This window comes from Flavobacterium sp. Root901, assembly GCF_001429765.1.
GTDB lineage: Bacteria > Bacteroidota > Bacteroidia > Flavobacteriales > Flavobacteriaceae > Flavobacterium.
Window position 1 is genome coordinate 299,910 of record NZ_LMJB01000001.1, and the last position, 14,615, is coordinate 314,524.

Consider the following 14,615-nt stretch of genomic DNA (forward strand, 5'->3'; position numbering starts at 1 on the left):
ATTGAACACTTCTGTTTTAAGTAAAAATATTCAAGACTTTATAACGCTGAATAGCAGTGAATCAATTATAAAATTAGCGCTTCAAAAAAATCCGTTTCCGGAAGTAGACTGGATTTTAATTTTGAATCAGATTGAAGCAAAGGCCAAAGCAAAAGACAAATTACCAACCTGGTTTGCCGCAGAAAATATTATTTATCCAGGCAAAATTTCTGTTGAACAGACTTCTTCTGAGAAAACGGCGGCTTATAAAGCTTCTTTAATTTCCGGAGAAAGTTTAATTGATCTGACAGGAGGTTTTGGCGTTGACGATTATTATTTTTCCAAAAAATTTAAAACTATAACACACTGCGAGATAAACGAAGATTTATCAGCGATTGTAAAACATAATTTTAAGCAGTTAAAAGTGGAAAACTGCAGTTTTTATGCCAATGATTCTGCAAGTGTTTTACAGGAATTAAATCAAAAATGGGACTGGATTTACATTGATCCTTCACGAAGAAATGATGCAAAAGGCAAAGTTTTTATGCTGAAAGACTGTCTGCCCAATGTGCCCGATTCCTTAGATTTTTATTTCGAAAAAACAGATTCAATTTTAATAAAAACCGCGCCGCTATTAGATATTTCTGCCGGTTTATCTGAATTGAATTTTGTAAAAAACATTCATATTATTGCACTTGAAAATGAAGTGAAAGAATTGCTTTTTGAAATTCATAAAAATTATTCGGGCGAAATAACTTTAAAAACAGCTAATATCTTAAAGGATAAAATTGAAATTTTTGATTTTGTTTTAGGAAAAGAAAATGAATTTCCATCGTATGCGCTTCCGCAAAAGTATCTATACGAACCCAATTCGGCCATAATGAAATCGGGCGGATTTGACGAAGTGAGCTCTTTTTTTCAAATCAATAAACTTCATAAACATTCGCATTTATATACTTCTGAGGATTTAATTGATTTTCCTGGGCGCCGTTTTGAAATTGAAAAAGTAATTTCATACAGCAAAAATGACATGAAAACGGAGCTTTTAAACCAGCAGGCAAATGTTACAACTCGCAATTTTCCTGAAACAGTGGAGAATATTCGAAAAAAATGGAAAATAAAAAATGGAGGAAATAAATATTGTTTTTTTACAACTGATAAAAATGACAACAAAATAGTTTTAATTTGCAGAAAAATAAACTAAAATGAAACAACTAATTACACTAACTCTTTTTTTATTAACCTTTACTGCATTTGCCCAAAAACCATGTGAATACAGCGCCAATGTTACCGATTCTATTGGAACCTATAAAGTAACGAATGAATATTTGATAAGTGAAAAAAACTTTGGCGGCACTTTTAGTTATGTTTTCTTTTCACTTGCGCAGACAGACGGTTTACCAACTTTAAATTTACAGCTTATTCAAAAAAGCAAAGATTTCCTTAAAGCTAATTGTTTTGATAAAAATTCCAAGGTTTATTTACAATTAGAAAACGGGAAAATCGTAACACTTCTTCATATCAATCAGGAAAACTGCGGAACTTTAATTCGCGATGACAAAGGTTTTGACAACCGCGTTAATACAGGAATTTTTATGTTTATGAAAGACAATTATGAAGACCTGAAAACGTCTCCTGTTTTAATTATGAGAATTAAATATTTAACTGATATTGAAGATTATATTGTAAAAAGAGAATTAGTGTCTGAGCTGAATGGAAAAACCTACCAGCCCAATACTTACTTCATGCAGAATATCAGGTGTGTTGAATAATTATTCGCAATTCCATTTCTGATTTGAAACAGCATCTTTCAATCCGGTTTTTAAGTTATAATGCCACCATTCTGAATCGAATGAATTAAAACCGTTTTGTATCATTATTTTTTTTAGAAATTTTCGGTTTGCCAAAATTTGTTTAGAAAACTTAGTATAGTTGTGACTGGCCTCAGGACCAAAAAAGTCAAAAGCGGTTCCCATTTCAACTTCTTTTCCGTCTGCGTCAACTATTGAAATATCAACGGCTCCTCCTCTATTGTGGATGGAGCCTTTTTTTGGATCGGCCACATATTCAGGGTTCGACACAATCTTCCACATTTTTTCCTGAATCGACAAAGGTCTGTAACAGTCATACAGTTTTATTTTATATCCTTTCTTTATAAAATCTTTATTGGCGGCGATTAAAGCTTTTACCGTTTTTAATCTCAGGAAACATTCTGCACAATCATACACTTTAGCTTTCAGGAAATTATCATCTGTTGCATATTTCATATCGTAAATAAAATCTTTGCTAAAATCTTTTAGGTTTACAAAAGTAGTATCGGCAATATTAGGTTGTACAGCTTCTGCATAAGCTTCATTTTGTGCTTTCGCGGAAATCATCCCAAAAAAGAATAATAGAAAAAAAGAAGATTTTATAAAATGTAACATAAAGTTATAATTTGAGTCTATTCAAGTAAATATATAAATTTATAATTAAATTCGTTTCACTCAAAACTAACTCATTATGAATAACAAGGCATTATTTTTATTTCTGGGTTTATTTTTAATGGCTTTTCAGCTTTTGGCACAACAGACAAAAGCCACGAAATCAGCAGATAAAGAGAGTGACTATGATATTCAGGACAGTGTCTCGATTACTACACGCGATGGTGCCATATTATCTGCAATGGTGGCCAGAAAGAAAAATGAAGCTGAAGCAAAACCTGTAATTCTGCAGTATACTATTTATGTCCGCGATAAAAGCAGAGATCTTAAAACCATAAAAGAATCTGTTGATAACGGCTATACAGGTGTGATTGTGTACACACGCGGAAAGCGTTTTAGCCCAGACGAAATTAATCCGTATGAAAATGAAGCCAACGACGTTTATGACGCTATAGACTGGATCAGCAAACAAAAATGGTGCAGCGGGAGCATTGGAATGTATGGCGGAAGTTATAACGGTTTTACACAATGGGCGGCCAGCAAAAAAATGCATCCGGCGCTTAAAACCATTGTTCCCTATGTTGCAAACAGACCCGGAATGGGATTACCAATGGAAAATAATATTTTTATAAACCCCAATTACGAATGGGCTTTTTATGTGGGAAATAACAAATATCTTGATACGGTGACCAACAATAACCGGCCGCGTTTTAGAGGATTAAAATTCAGATGGTGGGAATCCGGGGCAGCTTATAAAAAAATGGACAGCATTGACGGCGAACCAAACCGCTGGTTTCAGAAATGGATCAGTCATCCGTCATTTGATTCATACTGGCAAAAAATGGCGCCTTATAAAATTGATTTTTCGCAGATCAATATTCCGGTTCTGGCTTTTGACGGCTATTATAACGATTCTCAAAATTCAGGTTTATATTATTTAAAAGAACTTCAAAAATACAGTCCAAAAACACCTTTTTATCTTATAATTGGGCCTTACGGACATTTTGGAACTCAAATTGGCGGTGAAGCAGTTATAAACGATTACAAAGTCGATGCAGTTGCTTTAATCGACATTAAGAAAATTACCTATCAATGGTTTGATTATATTTTGAAAAAAGGAACTAAACCCGAATTTCTAAAAGATAAAATTAATTATGAAGTTATGGGAGCAAATGTCTGGAAAAGTGCTCCCTCATTTGAAAAAATGCATGACGATTTCCTCACTTTTTATATGACAAATACTCAATCAGGAAATTTTTATTCGGCAGATTCCAAAAAACCTAAGAAAAAAGAATTTCTGGTTCAGAAAGTAGATTTTGCTGACAGGCAGACGAGCAATAATAATTATTATCCAAGTCCGATTATTCAAAAAGAAGTGAATACTATGATGGATACTTTTTTATAAGTGAACCTTTAAAAGAACCTTTAATTGTAAACGGCTCTTTTTTAGCCGAAATTAAATGCAACATTAATAAAAAAGATATAGATTTGGGCGTAACACTTTATGAAGTGACTCCAAATGGCGAATATTTTCATTTATCGTATTACATTGGCCGCGCCAGTTATGCAAAAGATATTGAAAATAGGCAATTATTAGAACCTGATAAAATTGAAACGATCGATTTTTCGAATACGCACTTTGTGAGTAAACAATTAAGTAAAGGAAGTCGTTTGCTCATAGGACTCACAATAAATAAAAATCCTTTTTCGCAATTGAATTACGGAACCGGAAAAGAGGTAAGCGACGAAACTATTCTGGACGCAAAAGAACCTTTGCAGATAAAATGGTATAATGACAGCTTTGTAAAAATTCCTGTTTTAAAATGATTTTGAAATCTTATTTATGAAATACAACCAAAAAATGAATAGACAAATTCTGCTTGCATTCCTTATTTTTACTCTATTTTGTTCACAATATGGCAGTGTATACGCGCAAAACAAAAAGAGTGAAATTAATGTTCAGGAATCCATTAAATTTGAAACGGATAAAATTTTCGAAAAGCTGGTTCAAATTAGAAGAGAGCTTCATGAAAATCCTGAACTGGCAGGAAAAGAAAAGCGAACTCAGGAATTTATCCAAAAATATTTATCGGATTTAGGTTTTCAAATTGAAACCAATATTTACGGTTATGGCGTTGTTGGTATTTTAAAAGGCGCAAAAAAAGGCAAAAAAATTGGCTGGAGAGCAGACATGGATGCTCTGCCAAATGATTTTGAAGATAAATCTGATTTCAAATCTAAAATAAAAGGAGTTCAGCATGGCTGCGGACACGATGTGCATATGGCAATAGCACTTGGTATAGCGGAGATTTTGGCAAAAAACAAACAAGCACTCCACGGCACGGTTTATTTTATTTTTCAGCCGGAAGAAGAGACCTTTGTCGGTGCAAAAAAATTCATCGAAAATCAATTGTTTGCTAAATTAAAACTTGATGAAATTTATGCACTTCATGTAACTGCATTACCCGCTGGAAAAATTGTTGTAAAACAGAATGAAATGTTTGCTTACCAAACAGAAATCGGGATTGAATTAAAAAATGCATTATCTGCGGAAGAAGCAAAAGAACTTACATCAAAAATCCGTCATTCTTTAGTCAGAACACATAACGGAAGTAAACCCTGGGAAATCCAGTCTATTGTTGATCCACAAATTGGTATAACAAATCCAAATACAATTTTTAAAGACTATTTAATTGCTGATGAAAATTTTAGGACTTACACTAAAAACGGTACTTTTCACCTTAAAGGCGAAATATATGAAACAGATTCAGCCCGGTTAAAAAAAATTATTCCTACTGTTGAGCAGGTTTTAAAAGACAATAATTATGGTTCTCAAATCATTTCTGTTAAGTTCATCAAAGAAAATCCCACTGTTTTAAACAATCCGGACTTAACTAAGGCATCAATAAATACAATTAATTCTGTTTACGGAAAAGGATTTGTAGAAACAGATTATGGTCAGGTTCCTTATTTTAATGATGATTTTGCTTATTTTCAACAAAAAATACCCGGCGTTTATTTTTTGCTCGGAGGTTCTAATTTTGAAAAAGGAATTATAGCAATGAATCATGCTCCAAATTTTGATGTCGATGAAGAGTGCATGAGAACTGCTGTGAGAACATTTTCTTCGGTGTTGTTTGAAAGAGGTAAATAAATGAGGAACTGCAATATTAAATCTCTCCTGTCATTAAAATATTTTCTTTGATACCTTTGCTTTTCAGCATTCTAAAATGCGAGCGCACGGCATGATAAAAAGGATAGGAAGTATACGGAAGATCGTATTGCTTCGCATAACGCATTATAATTGGCGTTATATAAGGATAGTATGTATGGCCCACACCGGGAAAAAGATGATGTGCCACATGATGCGTAAAACCGCCGTATAAAAAATTAGCCAGCTTACTGTTGGTGCTAAAATCTTTTGTAACAATCATTTGATGAACTGCCCAGGTTTCCGAAAGATTTCCTTCAAGATCTGTACCGGGAAAATGTGCATCTTCATCGACATGGGTAGAAACAAGTGCCACCACTCCCAAAACACTTCCAAATAAATGCATCATAAACCAGCCTGCTAAAACCAAATACCACGGTTGATTTAGTACCAGCATTGGAATAAAAAGTATATAAAACAGGTTTATGATTTTGGCAGTAAATAATATAAAAATCTGCTTTCGCGGAATTTTTTCAACGACCTTTTTTACATAGTTATTTTTAGTTCCGAAAAAATCTTTAAAATCCCGAATATAAATCCAGTTAAGACTATAAAACGGATAAATAAACCACATATAAATATGCTGATATTTATGATATTTAAAAATGGGACTGTTTGGAAAAATCCGGATTATATCGCTTTGTTTTATATCGATATCCCAATCCGGAACATTTGGATAAGCATGATGGAGATTGATGTGCCGGCGCATCCAGAGCCAGTGATTGCTGCCAAAAAGTTCTAAAACATACAGAAACAATTCGTTGTGCGCTGCTTTTTTGAATAAAGCCCCGTGTGCAGCATCATGAAAGGCATTTATAAAAAGGACAATCATTGTAAAACCACACAAAATATAAAAGAGAAAAAGTAAAGGCGTATTATTTCCAAAAAACAAAATACAGCCATAAAATAAAAAAAACAAAACCAAAAGACCTAAGGACTTTATAATGTTTAAAAGGTATAAAGACGAATTTTGTAAAACAGTTTCGTTCACTTCTGTGCGTAACTTTTTAAAAAAATCATCAGTACCCGCTTTCAAATAAACCGGACGTTTTAATTTTTCCATAATCGCTATTGCTAGAAATTGTCATATCAAATTTAATAAAAAAAACTAAAACCTGATGATTTTCAGAATATTAAGACTAAAAACAAACTCCAGACAAATTATTTTTAAAATACTTAACCTCAATTATAAATGAGTTTTTGTCCTAAAAAGCACATCAAATACACATCATTTTTGAACAATTTTAACTCCGAAAAACAACAGTTATAAGCCCTTTCCTGATTTATTTATAAAATCCATAAAAACAGATAAGTATTATAAATTTTTACTTTTTTGTAATTTGCTTTGGCTAAATACCATTTTAAAAATTATTTTTCCCATAAAAACAGACTATGCTAAAATTACGTGCACTATTAATGTTTTTTATGCCAATGTTTTTCTCCTTTATGGCATACAGCAAACCTATCATTTATGTAAATCAGGTTGGTTTTGATCCTAAAAGTCCAAAAATAGCCGTTATTGGATATCCGGGTGATCTTGCTAAAGATGCCATTTTTAATATTATTGATACTCAAACCAATAAAACAGTATTTACAGCAGCGATAGGAAAAGCTGAAAATGTAAAGGACTGGAAACTCGATCAAAAATTTTATAAAGCCGATTTCTCGTCGTTTCAAAAACCCGGAAATTATAAAATCACTTTTAAAGCTGCAGACCAAATTTATACATCAGCAAGTTTTTCAATTGAAGAAGATATATTGGCAAAACGAACTATTTCTGCGATAGTTCATTACTACAATAAACAAAGAGCCAATACACCAGAAGAACTCGAAGCCGATAAAAACATGCTTTTGTTTGGCAGCACAAAAAAAGTAGATGTTCACGGCGGATGGTGCGATGCCTCCGGCGACGTGAGCAAATATTTTTCGCATTTAGCGTATGCTAATTTTGTGTCACCTCAGCAAACACCTTTAGTAACATGGTCGCTTATTAATACTTCTGAAACCATTTCGAAGAAACTCATACAATGGAAAATAAAAGATTCTCTTGATAATGAAGCCATTTGGGGAGCTGATTATATGATGCGCTGTCTATCTGATCAGGATTATTTTTACATGATTGTTTTCAGCTATTTTGATAAAAATCCAGCTGCGAGAAGAATTGTAGGTTTAAAGGCAAACAGCGTAACAACAGACGAATACCAAAGTGCTTTTCGCGAAGGCGCAGGAATGGCGATTGCTTCGCTTGCCAGAATTTCACAATGGAAAAAAAGCGGTGATTTTTCTTCTCAGCAATATCTGGACGGAGCCAAACGAGCCTATGCGCACCTTTTGGTAAATAATACAAAATATGATGATGACGGAAAAGAGAATATTATTGATGATTATTGTGCTTTAATGGCAGCAGCCGAATTATGGATTGCCACTAATGATAATTTTTATAAAGAAGAAGCCAGAAAATGGGCGCATAAACTTGAAAACCGAATGACCGATAAAGGCTGGTTTAGAAGCAATGATGGCAATCGTCCGTTTTGGCATGCTGCAGATGCTGGCCTGCCAATTGTAGCTTTGACGCGTTATCTCAAAAAAGAAAACGACAGCAATGAAATAAAGGCGGCAAAAAATGTTATAAAAAAAGCATTAGACTATAATTTGACCGTTACTAATAATGTCGAAAATCCTTTTGGTTATGCAAGACAGAGTTTTTTATTTAATGGCAGCGTTAAAGATGGATTTTTTATTCCGCATGATAATGAAACCGGCTGGTGGTGGCAGGGAGAAAATGCCAGATTAGCGTCGCTCGCAACAGCAGCAATTGAAGGCGGAAAAGCAGTTTCTGCAGCAAATAAAACGACTGAGAAAAAAACACTTGATTTATACGCTTCACAGCAGCTGTCCTGGATTTTAGGCTGTAATCCTTATTCGGTATGTTTTTTATATGGATTTGGAGAAAGCAATGTGCCTTATATGCATTCTAATTATGGTCATGGTTCAGAAAAAGGCGGAATTTCAAACGGTATTACCGGAAAAGAAGGAAACGGAGACGGATCTGGAATAGATTTCAAAATGGATGTTGAGGGAAATGATGAATGGCGCTGGACAGAACAATGGATTCCGCATTCTGCATGGTTTTTACAAGCTATAACTGCTTTGGCAGAAAAGTAAAATTTTAGACAATGAAAAATTTCTTAATTCTAATAATGGCAGTCTTGCTCTTTCAGGTAGATTGTACGGCTCAGAAATCAAAAAAATCAACGTTTAAAGTTTTGGTTTTATATGAAAACGGCGGTCATCATTTGGATTTTACCAAAGCTGCAAAACCGTGGCTGAACAAATTAGCCGCAGACAGCAGTTTTACAATTGATTACATCGAAAATACAAAAGCAATAAATGAGCCTTTTTTAAAACAATATAAAGTTTTTATACAGCTGGATTATCCTCCATATACGTGGAGCGAGGAATCTATGAACGCATTTCAGAAATACATGAACAGTGGAAAAGGCGGATGGATTGGTCTACATCATGCTGCTTTACTGGGCGAATTTGACGGTTATCCCATCTGGAAATGGTTTTCTGATTTTATGGGAGGAATACGATTTGTAAATTATATTCCAACTTTTGCAAATGGTAAAGTTAAAATTGAAGACAAGTCACATCCTGTAACAAAAGGAATTCCTGCAGATTTTTGGGTTCAGAAAGAAGAATGGTATATTTATGATAAAAGTCCACGACAGAATGTTCACGTATTGGCATCGGTCGACGAATCTACTTACGAACCAGATTCAGAAATAAAAATGGGCGATCATCCGGTTGTATGGACAAACGAACATTTTAAGTCCCGAAACATTTATATTTTTATGGGACATTCTCCTGAATTGTTTGAAAATGAGGCCTACACTACTCTTCTCAGAAACTCGATTTTCTGGGCCGCTGATAAAAAATGATAATCTGCCAATTTAAAAAATTCCCATATTTTCAGGTTTAATTGTAAAACCTAAACGTATCATACTTTTGTGTTCCTGATAATCTATTAAACTTTCGGTGTAACCCACAAACCATTGAAGCGTTAAATAATAGTTTTCATCTTTGTAAGGTTTCCAGTTTACCTGCGTCTGCAAAGATCCGTAATTAATAAGACCGCTTCCTTTTCTAAAAAGAATATCAGCACTCCATCGTCCCGGTTTTATCTGATAGGTAGCACTTGCTTCTCCGTAACCCACATATTGGGTAAGTCCGGGATTGTCTTCTTTATCAACAAGCGGAATCCAGCCTCTTATTCCAACTGTCCATCGCGGCGAAACCTGCGATTTTAGTGAAAACGCCAGCATGTTCCATGTTCTGGAATAAATAGAATCCCTTCCGTTTGATTCATGTTCAAGCGAAATTGCGCCATACGTGAGCCTTCCTCCTTTCAAATAAAACGGACGAACAATAGCAACGCCAGGATTAAAGTTAATTTCTGAAAATGGTTTTGAACTTGCATAAATATCCCAAAAGGCTTTTTGAGTATACATTAAATAAGGAAAAAATCCGCCCCATAAAGGTTTTGAATTTAATCGGAGTTTAAAACTCACCTGATATTTTACATCTGCAGAAGTGCGGGTAATGGGTTCGTTTATGGGCACACCGGTTAAAAAATAATTATCGCGGTGAACGGAAAAACTATGTTCTTTCAAAAGCGAATCTGCTGCTCTGAAATTTTTCTTTTCTTCTACTATTTGAGAATTTGCCCGCACCGAGAATAAAACGATACAAAGCAATAGGGATTTAAAGTACATTATAATAATTAAGCTGAGGGTTTGGTAACTTTTCTTTTATAACTAAAAATACATTGGAATAATGGATGGTTTTAACGCAATAAAAACAAGAGTTAACTCAATAAACTTTCAGTCGATAAAGAAATATCCTTCGTAAAGTCTCTCTTATGACCAATAATCTCCACTTGGTGTCATTTTTTTTAAATTCATTTTATAACTCTGCTACTTTCGGCTTAAATAATCACCTAAAAAAATAGCCCGCGATGCTGAAAACGGGATCAAAGAGTAAGCAAAAACCCAAAAAACAAAATCTGTTATGCAAACCGTAAACCCATTAACAATGTATGTGCCTATTTATCAAACTGATGAAGCACATGCAACAGCTCAAAAAGCTTATGAAGGCTTTAATAACCCCTTAACTAAGGAGGCTTTAGATAAAATGGCAATTGTGCATTATGCCAGAATTGCTCTTGTACCCAATACCGACGGAAAAGGTATTGCGGGAATTTTAATTATTACAGAATTTGACGGAAATATGAATTCTTACCTGGAAGCTTTTTACAATAATTCGACCACTATTAAAGCTGCATTTCTTTTGGTTATAAGCCTTTGGGCAAACAAACCTGCAGATTTCCCAACTAATCCTAACGATATTACGTACACGATTTTCTCTAATTTTATTAACGATCGTAATCTTAGCCAGTCTCAGGATCTTTATTATGCGTATCCACAATCAGTAAAACAGATTGTTGCTAAATTTTCTAAATAAGAAATAAGAAAAAGTATAAACAATTACAGCTGCATCATTTGATCCAGCTGTTTTTTTCTTTAATTAAAAACTTAATCTTATGAATTATACACAACAAACCGAAACTGTTAAGCCTGAATTAAACGATATACAGGGTCTTATTATAAATGGTTATACGCATCCTTGTTCTGTACACATGCTATTTAAATTTGATCATCAGGATTTCAGTTTACACGCTATTAAGGAATTTTTTAGAGATTTACTTCCTTACCTGCAAAGCGCTGAAGACTGGGGAGCTTTAAAACCCGAAATAATGCTGAATATTGGTCTTTCGGCAATTGGAATCAATATTGTGAAACCAGAGCTTAATGTTCTAAACTCAAGCTTTCCTTCTACATTTAAAAAAGGACCTTGGGATCCTAATAACGCCCAGCAATCTTTGGGAGATTATGGTGATGGCGCTCCTTCACAATGGTGGAACAAAAAATTTAATAATAAAGATGTTCATTGTGTTGTACATGTATATGCTATGAACCCGACTGCACAGGAAAAAATAGTTGGAATTGTAAATGATGCAGCCTTAAAAAGCAATGGCGCCGTTACGGAACTAAAACCATTAAATTCTGAAAGCGGCAGATTAGAGCAATATTTATTAGTCCCTTCAGATTATATCCACTTTCGCTACAGAGATTCTATTGACGAACCAGATTTAAACCAAAATTCGGCAGGCAGGGATCAGCAAGACCTCAACAACTTTTTGATAGGGTACAGTACGCTTCCAAACCCAATTCCGGGACCGCTTTCTGGTCCTGAAGCCGATTTTGCAAAAAATGGCTGCTATAATGCATTTAGGATTCTTTATCAGGATGTGGAAGCATTTAACGATTTTCTGGAAAAACAGTCAGAATTAATAGCTCCGCAAATTAAAAATACAAAAGAATATACTGCTGAATGGCTTGCGGCGAAAATGTGCGGCCGCTGGAGAAATGGTTCTCCACTTGTACTCTCGTCAGACGAACCTCAGCATGATACTTCTAAAAGTACAGATTTTGGATATTTAAAAGATGATATGCAAGGTCTTAAATGTCCGTTTTCAGCACATACCAGAGTATCGAATCCTCGTGATGAAGGCGTAGATGCAGCAGGTTCAGATACTGTCCCTCGTATTATCAGACGCGGTATGCCTTATGGACCGCCTATGTCAGTTGATCCGGATGCTGATCGCGGCTTGATTGGTTTGTTTCTTTGCGGTGACCTGAGCAGTCAGTTTGAAACGCTTTATGGCTGGATAAACATGAACAATTTCAGTAATGTTTTTAATCCTGCTGATAATACACCTCAGGATCCTTTAGTCGCCAATCGTATTGTTCCTTTACCCGGAAATGTCGATCCAGATTTTACAATTCCAATGGCAGATGGAAATAATATAGTAGTTCAAGGTCCTTTGCCGCAATTTGTAGTAACCCGTGGAACCGCCTATTTTTTACTGCCTTCAATTTCAGCACTTAAAGAAATTGCATTAAGTGAAATATAAAATTTGAAAACAAAGCCGCTCTAATGGAGCGGTTTTTTGTTTGAACTCACTTTGTGCAAAAAAGAAGCGTTAATATAATTTATAAAAACCTATTTAAAGTGAAATATTTATATTTTTGAATATTGATCAGCCATTATATTTCCTGAAAATAATATAAATATGAGAGCATCATTAATAGCCAGTATTCAATCTTTAATTACTCTTACCGCAAAAGAAATCGATGAAATCAACTTTCTTTTTAAGAAAAAAACCTTAAAAAAAGGAGAGTTCTTTTTGGCTGACGGTCAAGTATCTCAACATGTAGGCTTTATTTTAAAAGGATTAATGCGCTATTATATTAACATGGATGGGGAAGATAAAACATATGCATTTGCTCAGGAAAACAATTTCGTTTGTAATTATGAAAGTTTTGTACCGCAAAAACCATCAACAAAAATTATTCAGGCATTAGAAGATTGTGAAATGCTTCAAATTTCGTATGATGACTTAGAAATATTTTATAAGGTAATCGGCGAAGGTGAACGATTTGGCAGGCTTGTGATCAATCAGGTTTTTATAGAATTACTTCAGGACCTGAGCTCATTTTATACTGATACTCCCGAACACCGATATGAAAAATTCATAAAAAAACATCCTGATTTACAACAAAGAATTTCGCAGTACCACATTGCATCGTTTGTCGGAGTAAAGCCTCAGTCGTATACGAAAACGGATTTTTACTCAAAATTGATTTATTAACTCAGGTGCATAGATATCGGCAGCAGGTTATAGAATTTTGTATCATAATTTTTAAACAATATTATGATGGTAAAGAAAATTTCTATTTCATTGGCTTTCCTGACAGGGCTGGCATTGATTTTTTTGGGAGCAAGATTTTTCATTTCTCCTGAAAATGCAGAATCTGATTTTGGTATACACTTTAATGAGCAAGGTGATTATTCGTTTCATTACATTAAAGGCATCCGCGATATTTTTTCCGGTTTAGTACTTTGTATTCTGGTGCTGAAAGAAATAAAAGCACTTGGCATAGCAATACTGCTTGGTACAATAATTCCAGCCGTTGATCTGTTAATCGTTTTAAATAAGGATTATAATGATATAATTCCTGCTATCTCGCACATATGCGCAATTGCGGTTTGTTTTATTTCGGGGCTAATTTTAATATTGAATAAACCCGGTAATAATAGTAATATAAAAATGCAAGGCTATATTCATTTGATTAAATCAGCTGTTTCACAGAAAGACAGTGTATTAGAAATGAATATCCTGCCCGGCGAAAAGACACCGTGGCACCATCATACCTTGTTTTCCGAAACTTTCGAAATTTTAAAAGGAACGCTGGAAGTTGGAAAAGGAAATGATGTACTTAATTTAACACCGGGAGATACAGCAGTTATCCAGCCTAATGAAAAACATTATTTCCATAATATCTCAGAGGAAGAATGTCTCATTAAAGTCACTATCAGGCCCGGGAACTTAAACTTTGAATACTCTCTATTAATTCTAAAAGGTTTGTCAAACGATGGACTAGCAACTAAATCTGGTATTCCTAAAAATATCTCTGACTTAGCATTATTTATCTATTTAAATAATTCAAGGATGAACGGAATTCAAAAACTTGCTGAACCATTATTCAATTGGATCGCTAAGTCTGCTATTAAAAAAGGCCGTCTGGATGAACTGATAGGGAAATATTGCAAAGTTGAAAACTATTCTAAAGAGGAAATTATTGAACTAACAAATATTCAAAATAAAAAAATTAGGATGTGAGTTGATACTATTTTCCAATAGATGTAGACATTCTCATTTAATTTTGCAACTGGCAAAATTCTTAATTTTAAATAAAAACTTAAGAAAAACAGCAATTATAACATTATTAGTTGAAAATATAATTACCAATCTAAATACTTTACATTATATCTAAAATTATCAATATATTTGGATTAAATGTTAGAAGTTATAA

14 protein-coding genes are annotated in these 14,615 nt (G+C 34.1%); 11 read left to right on the top strand and 3 right to left on the bottom strand.

Translation table 11 applies throughout. The annotated features are described in order from the left end of the window. The first annotated feature begins 1 nt into the window (after position 1). The gene (locus tag ASE21_RS01095) at positions 2 to 1,183 is read left to right on the top strand and encodes a THUMP-like domain-containing protein (protein ID WP_057120716.1); all 1,182 of its coding nucleotides are present in this window, start codon (positions 2 to 4) and stop codon (positions 1,181 to 1,183) included. 1 nt (position 1,184) lies between these two features. After that, entirely contained in the window at positions 1,185 to 1,751 is a 567-nt protein-coding gene (locus ASE21_RS01100) for a hypothetical protein (protein ID WP_057120717.1), read from the top strand. Here ASE21_RS01100 and ASE21_RS01105 read toward each other — a convergent pair whose 3' ends face one another. Then, positions 1,752 to 2,405, bottom strand: coding sequence for a M15 family metallopeptidase (locus ASE21_RS01105; protein WP_057120718.1), 654 nt, complete (start codon positions 2,403 to 2,405; stop codon positions 1,752 to 1,754). It lies immediately after the preceding gene. Positions 2,406 to 2,481: 76 nt separating this feature from the next. Here ASE21_RS01105 and ASE21_RS01110 point away from each other — a divergent pair, with 76 nt between their 5' ends. Genes ASE21_RS01110 through ASE21_RS01115 form a run of 3 tightly spaced genes read left to right on the top strand, consistent with a single transcriptional unit; the run spans position 2,482 to position 5,556 of the window. Further along, complete coding sequence (locus ASE21_RS01110; protein WP_242410204.1) at positions 2,482 to 3,807, top strand: CocE/NonD family hydrolase; 1,326 nt, start codon at positions 2,482 to 2,484, stop codon at positions 3,805 to 3,807. A 23-nt stretch (positions 3,808 to 3,830) separates the two neighbouring features. Then, positions 3,831 to 4,229: a hypothetical protein gene (locus tag ASE21_RS22165; RefSeq protein WP_242410211.1), complete on the top strand. Its 399-nt coding sequence runs from the start codon at positions 3,831 to 3,833 to the stop codon at positions 4,227 to 4,229. A 34-nt stretch (positions 4,230 to 4,263) separates the two neighbouring features. Then, on the top strand, positions 4,264 to 5,556 hold the full coding sequence (locus tag ASE21_RS01115; RefSeq protein ID WP_057121153.1) for a M20 family metallopeptidase: 1,293 nt from the start codon (positions 4,264 to 4,266) through the stop codon (positions 5,554 to 5,556). A gap of 16 nt (positions 5,557 to 5,572) precedes the next feature. On the opposite strand, the gene ASE21_RS01120 is transcribed toward ASE21_RS01115, so the two are convergent. After that, positions 5,573 to 6,676 carry a fatty acid desaturase family protein gene (locus tag ASE21_RS01120; RefSeq protein WP_057120719.1) on the bottom strand — a complete coding sequence of 368 codons (1,104 nt, stop codon included), beginning with the start codon at positions 6,674 to 6,676 and terminating at the stop codon, positions 5,573 to 5,575. A gap of 329 nt (positions 6,677 to 7,005) precedes the next feature. On the opposite strand from ASE21_RS01120, the gene ASE21_RS01125 reads away from it, so the two are divergent. Beyond that, a complete protein-coding gene (locus ASE21_RS01125; RefSeq protein WP_057120720.1) occupies positions 7,006 to 8,778 on the top strand; it encodes a glycoside hydrolase family 9 protein in 1,773 nt (590 codons plus the stop codon). 11 nt (positions 8,779 to 8,789) lie between these two features. After that, positions 8,790 to 9,557, top strand: a complete 768-nt coding sequence (locus ASE21_RS01130; RefSeq protein ID WP_057120721.1) for a ThuA domain-containing protein — start codon at positions 8,790 to 8,792, stop codon at positions 9,555 to 9,557. Between the two features lie 12 nt (positions 9,558 to 9,569). Here the strand turns inward: ASE21_RS01130 and ASE21_RS01135 are convergent, their stop codons facing one another. After that, positions 9,570 to 10,391 (bottom strand): phospholipase A, encoded by an 822-nt coding sequence (locus tag ASE21_RS01135; RefSeq protein WP_057120722.1) that lies wholly within the window; start codon positions 10,389 to 10,391, stop codon positions 9,570 to 9,572. A 295-nt stretch (positions 10,392 to 10,686) separates the two neighbouring features. Between ASE21_RS01135 and ASE21_RS01140 the strand changes: the two genes are divergently transcribed. The 4 genes from ASE21_RS01140 to ASE21_RS21525 all read left to right on the top strand — a co-directional run bounded on the left by ASE21_RS01140 (position 10,687) and on the right by ASE21_RS21525 (position 14,422). After that, the gene (locus ASE21_RS01140; protein WP_128414639.1) at positions 10,687 to 11,139 is read left to right on the top strand and encodes a hypothetical protein; all 453 of its coding nucleotides are present in this window, start codon (positions 10,687 to 10,689) and stop codon (positions 11,137 to 11,139) included. 79 nt (positions 11,140 to 11,218) lie between these two features. Then, positions 11,219 to 12,652 (top strand): Dyp-type peroxidase, encoded by a 1,434-nt coding sequence (locus ASE21_RS01145; RefSeq protein WP_057120724.1) that lies wholly within the window; start codon positions 11,219 to 11,221, stop codon positions 12,650 to 12,652. 159 nt (positions 12,653 to 12,811) lie between these two features. After that, entirely contained in the window at positions 12,812 to 13,390 is a 579-nt protein-coding gene (locus ASE21_RS01150) for a Crp/Fnr family transcriptional regulator (RefSeq protein WP_128414640.1), read from the top strand. Between the two features lie 63 nt (positions 13,391 to 13,453). Then, positions 13,454 to 14,422, top strand: a complete 969-nt coding sequence (locus tag ASE21_RS21525; RefSeq protein ID WP_082603428.1) for a DUF4267 domain-containing protein — start codon at positions 13,454 to 13,456, stop codon at positions 14,420 to 14,422. Positions 14,423 to 14,615: the final 193 nt, after the last annotated feature.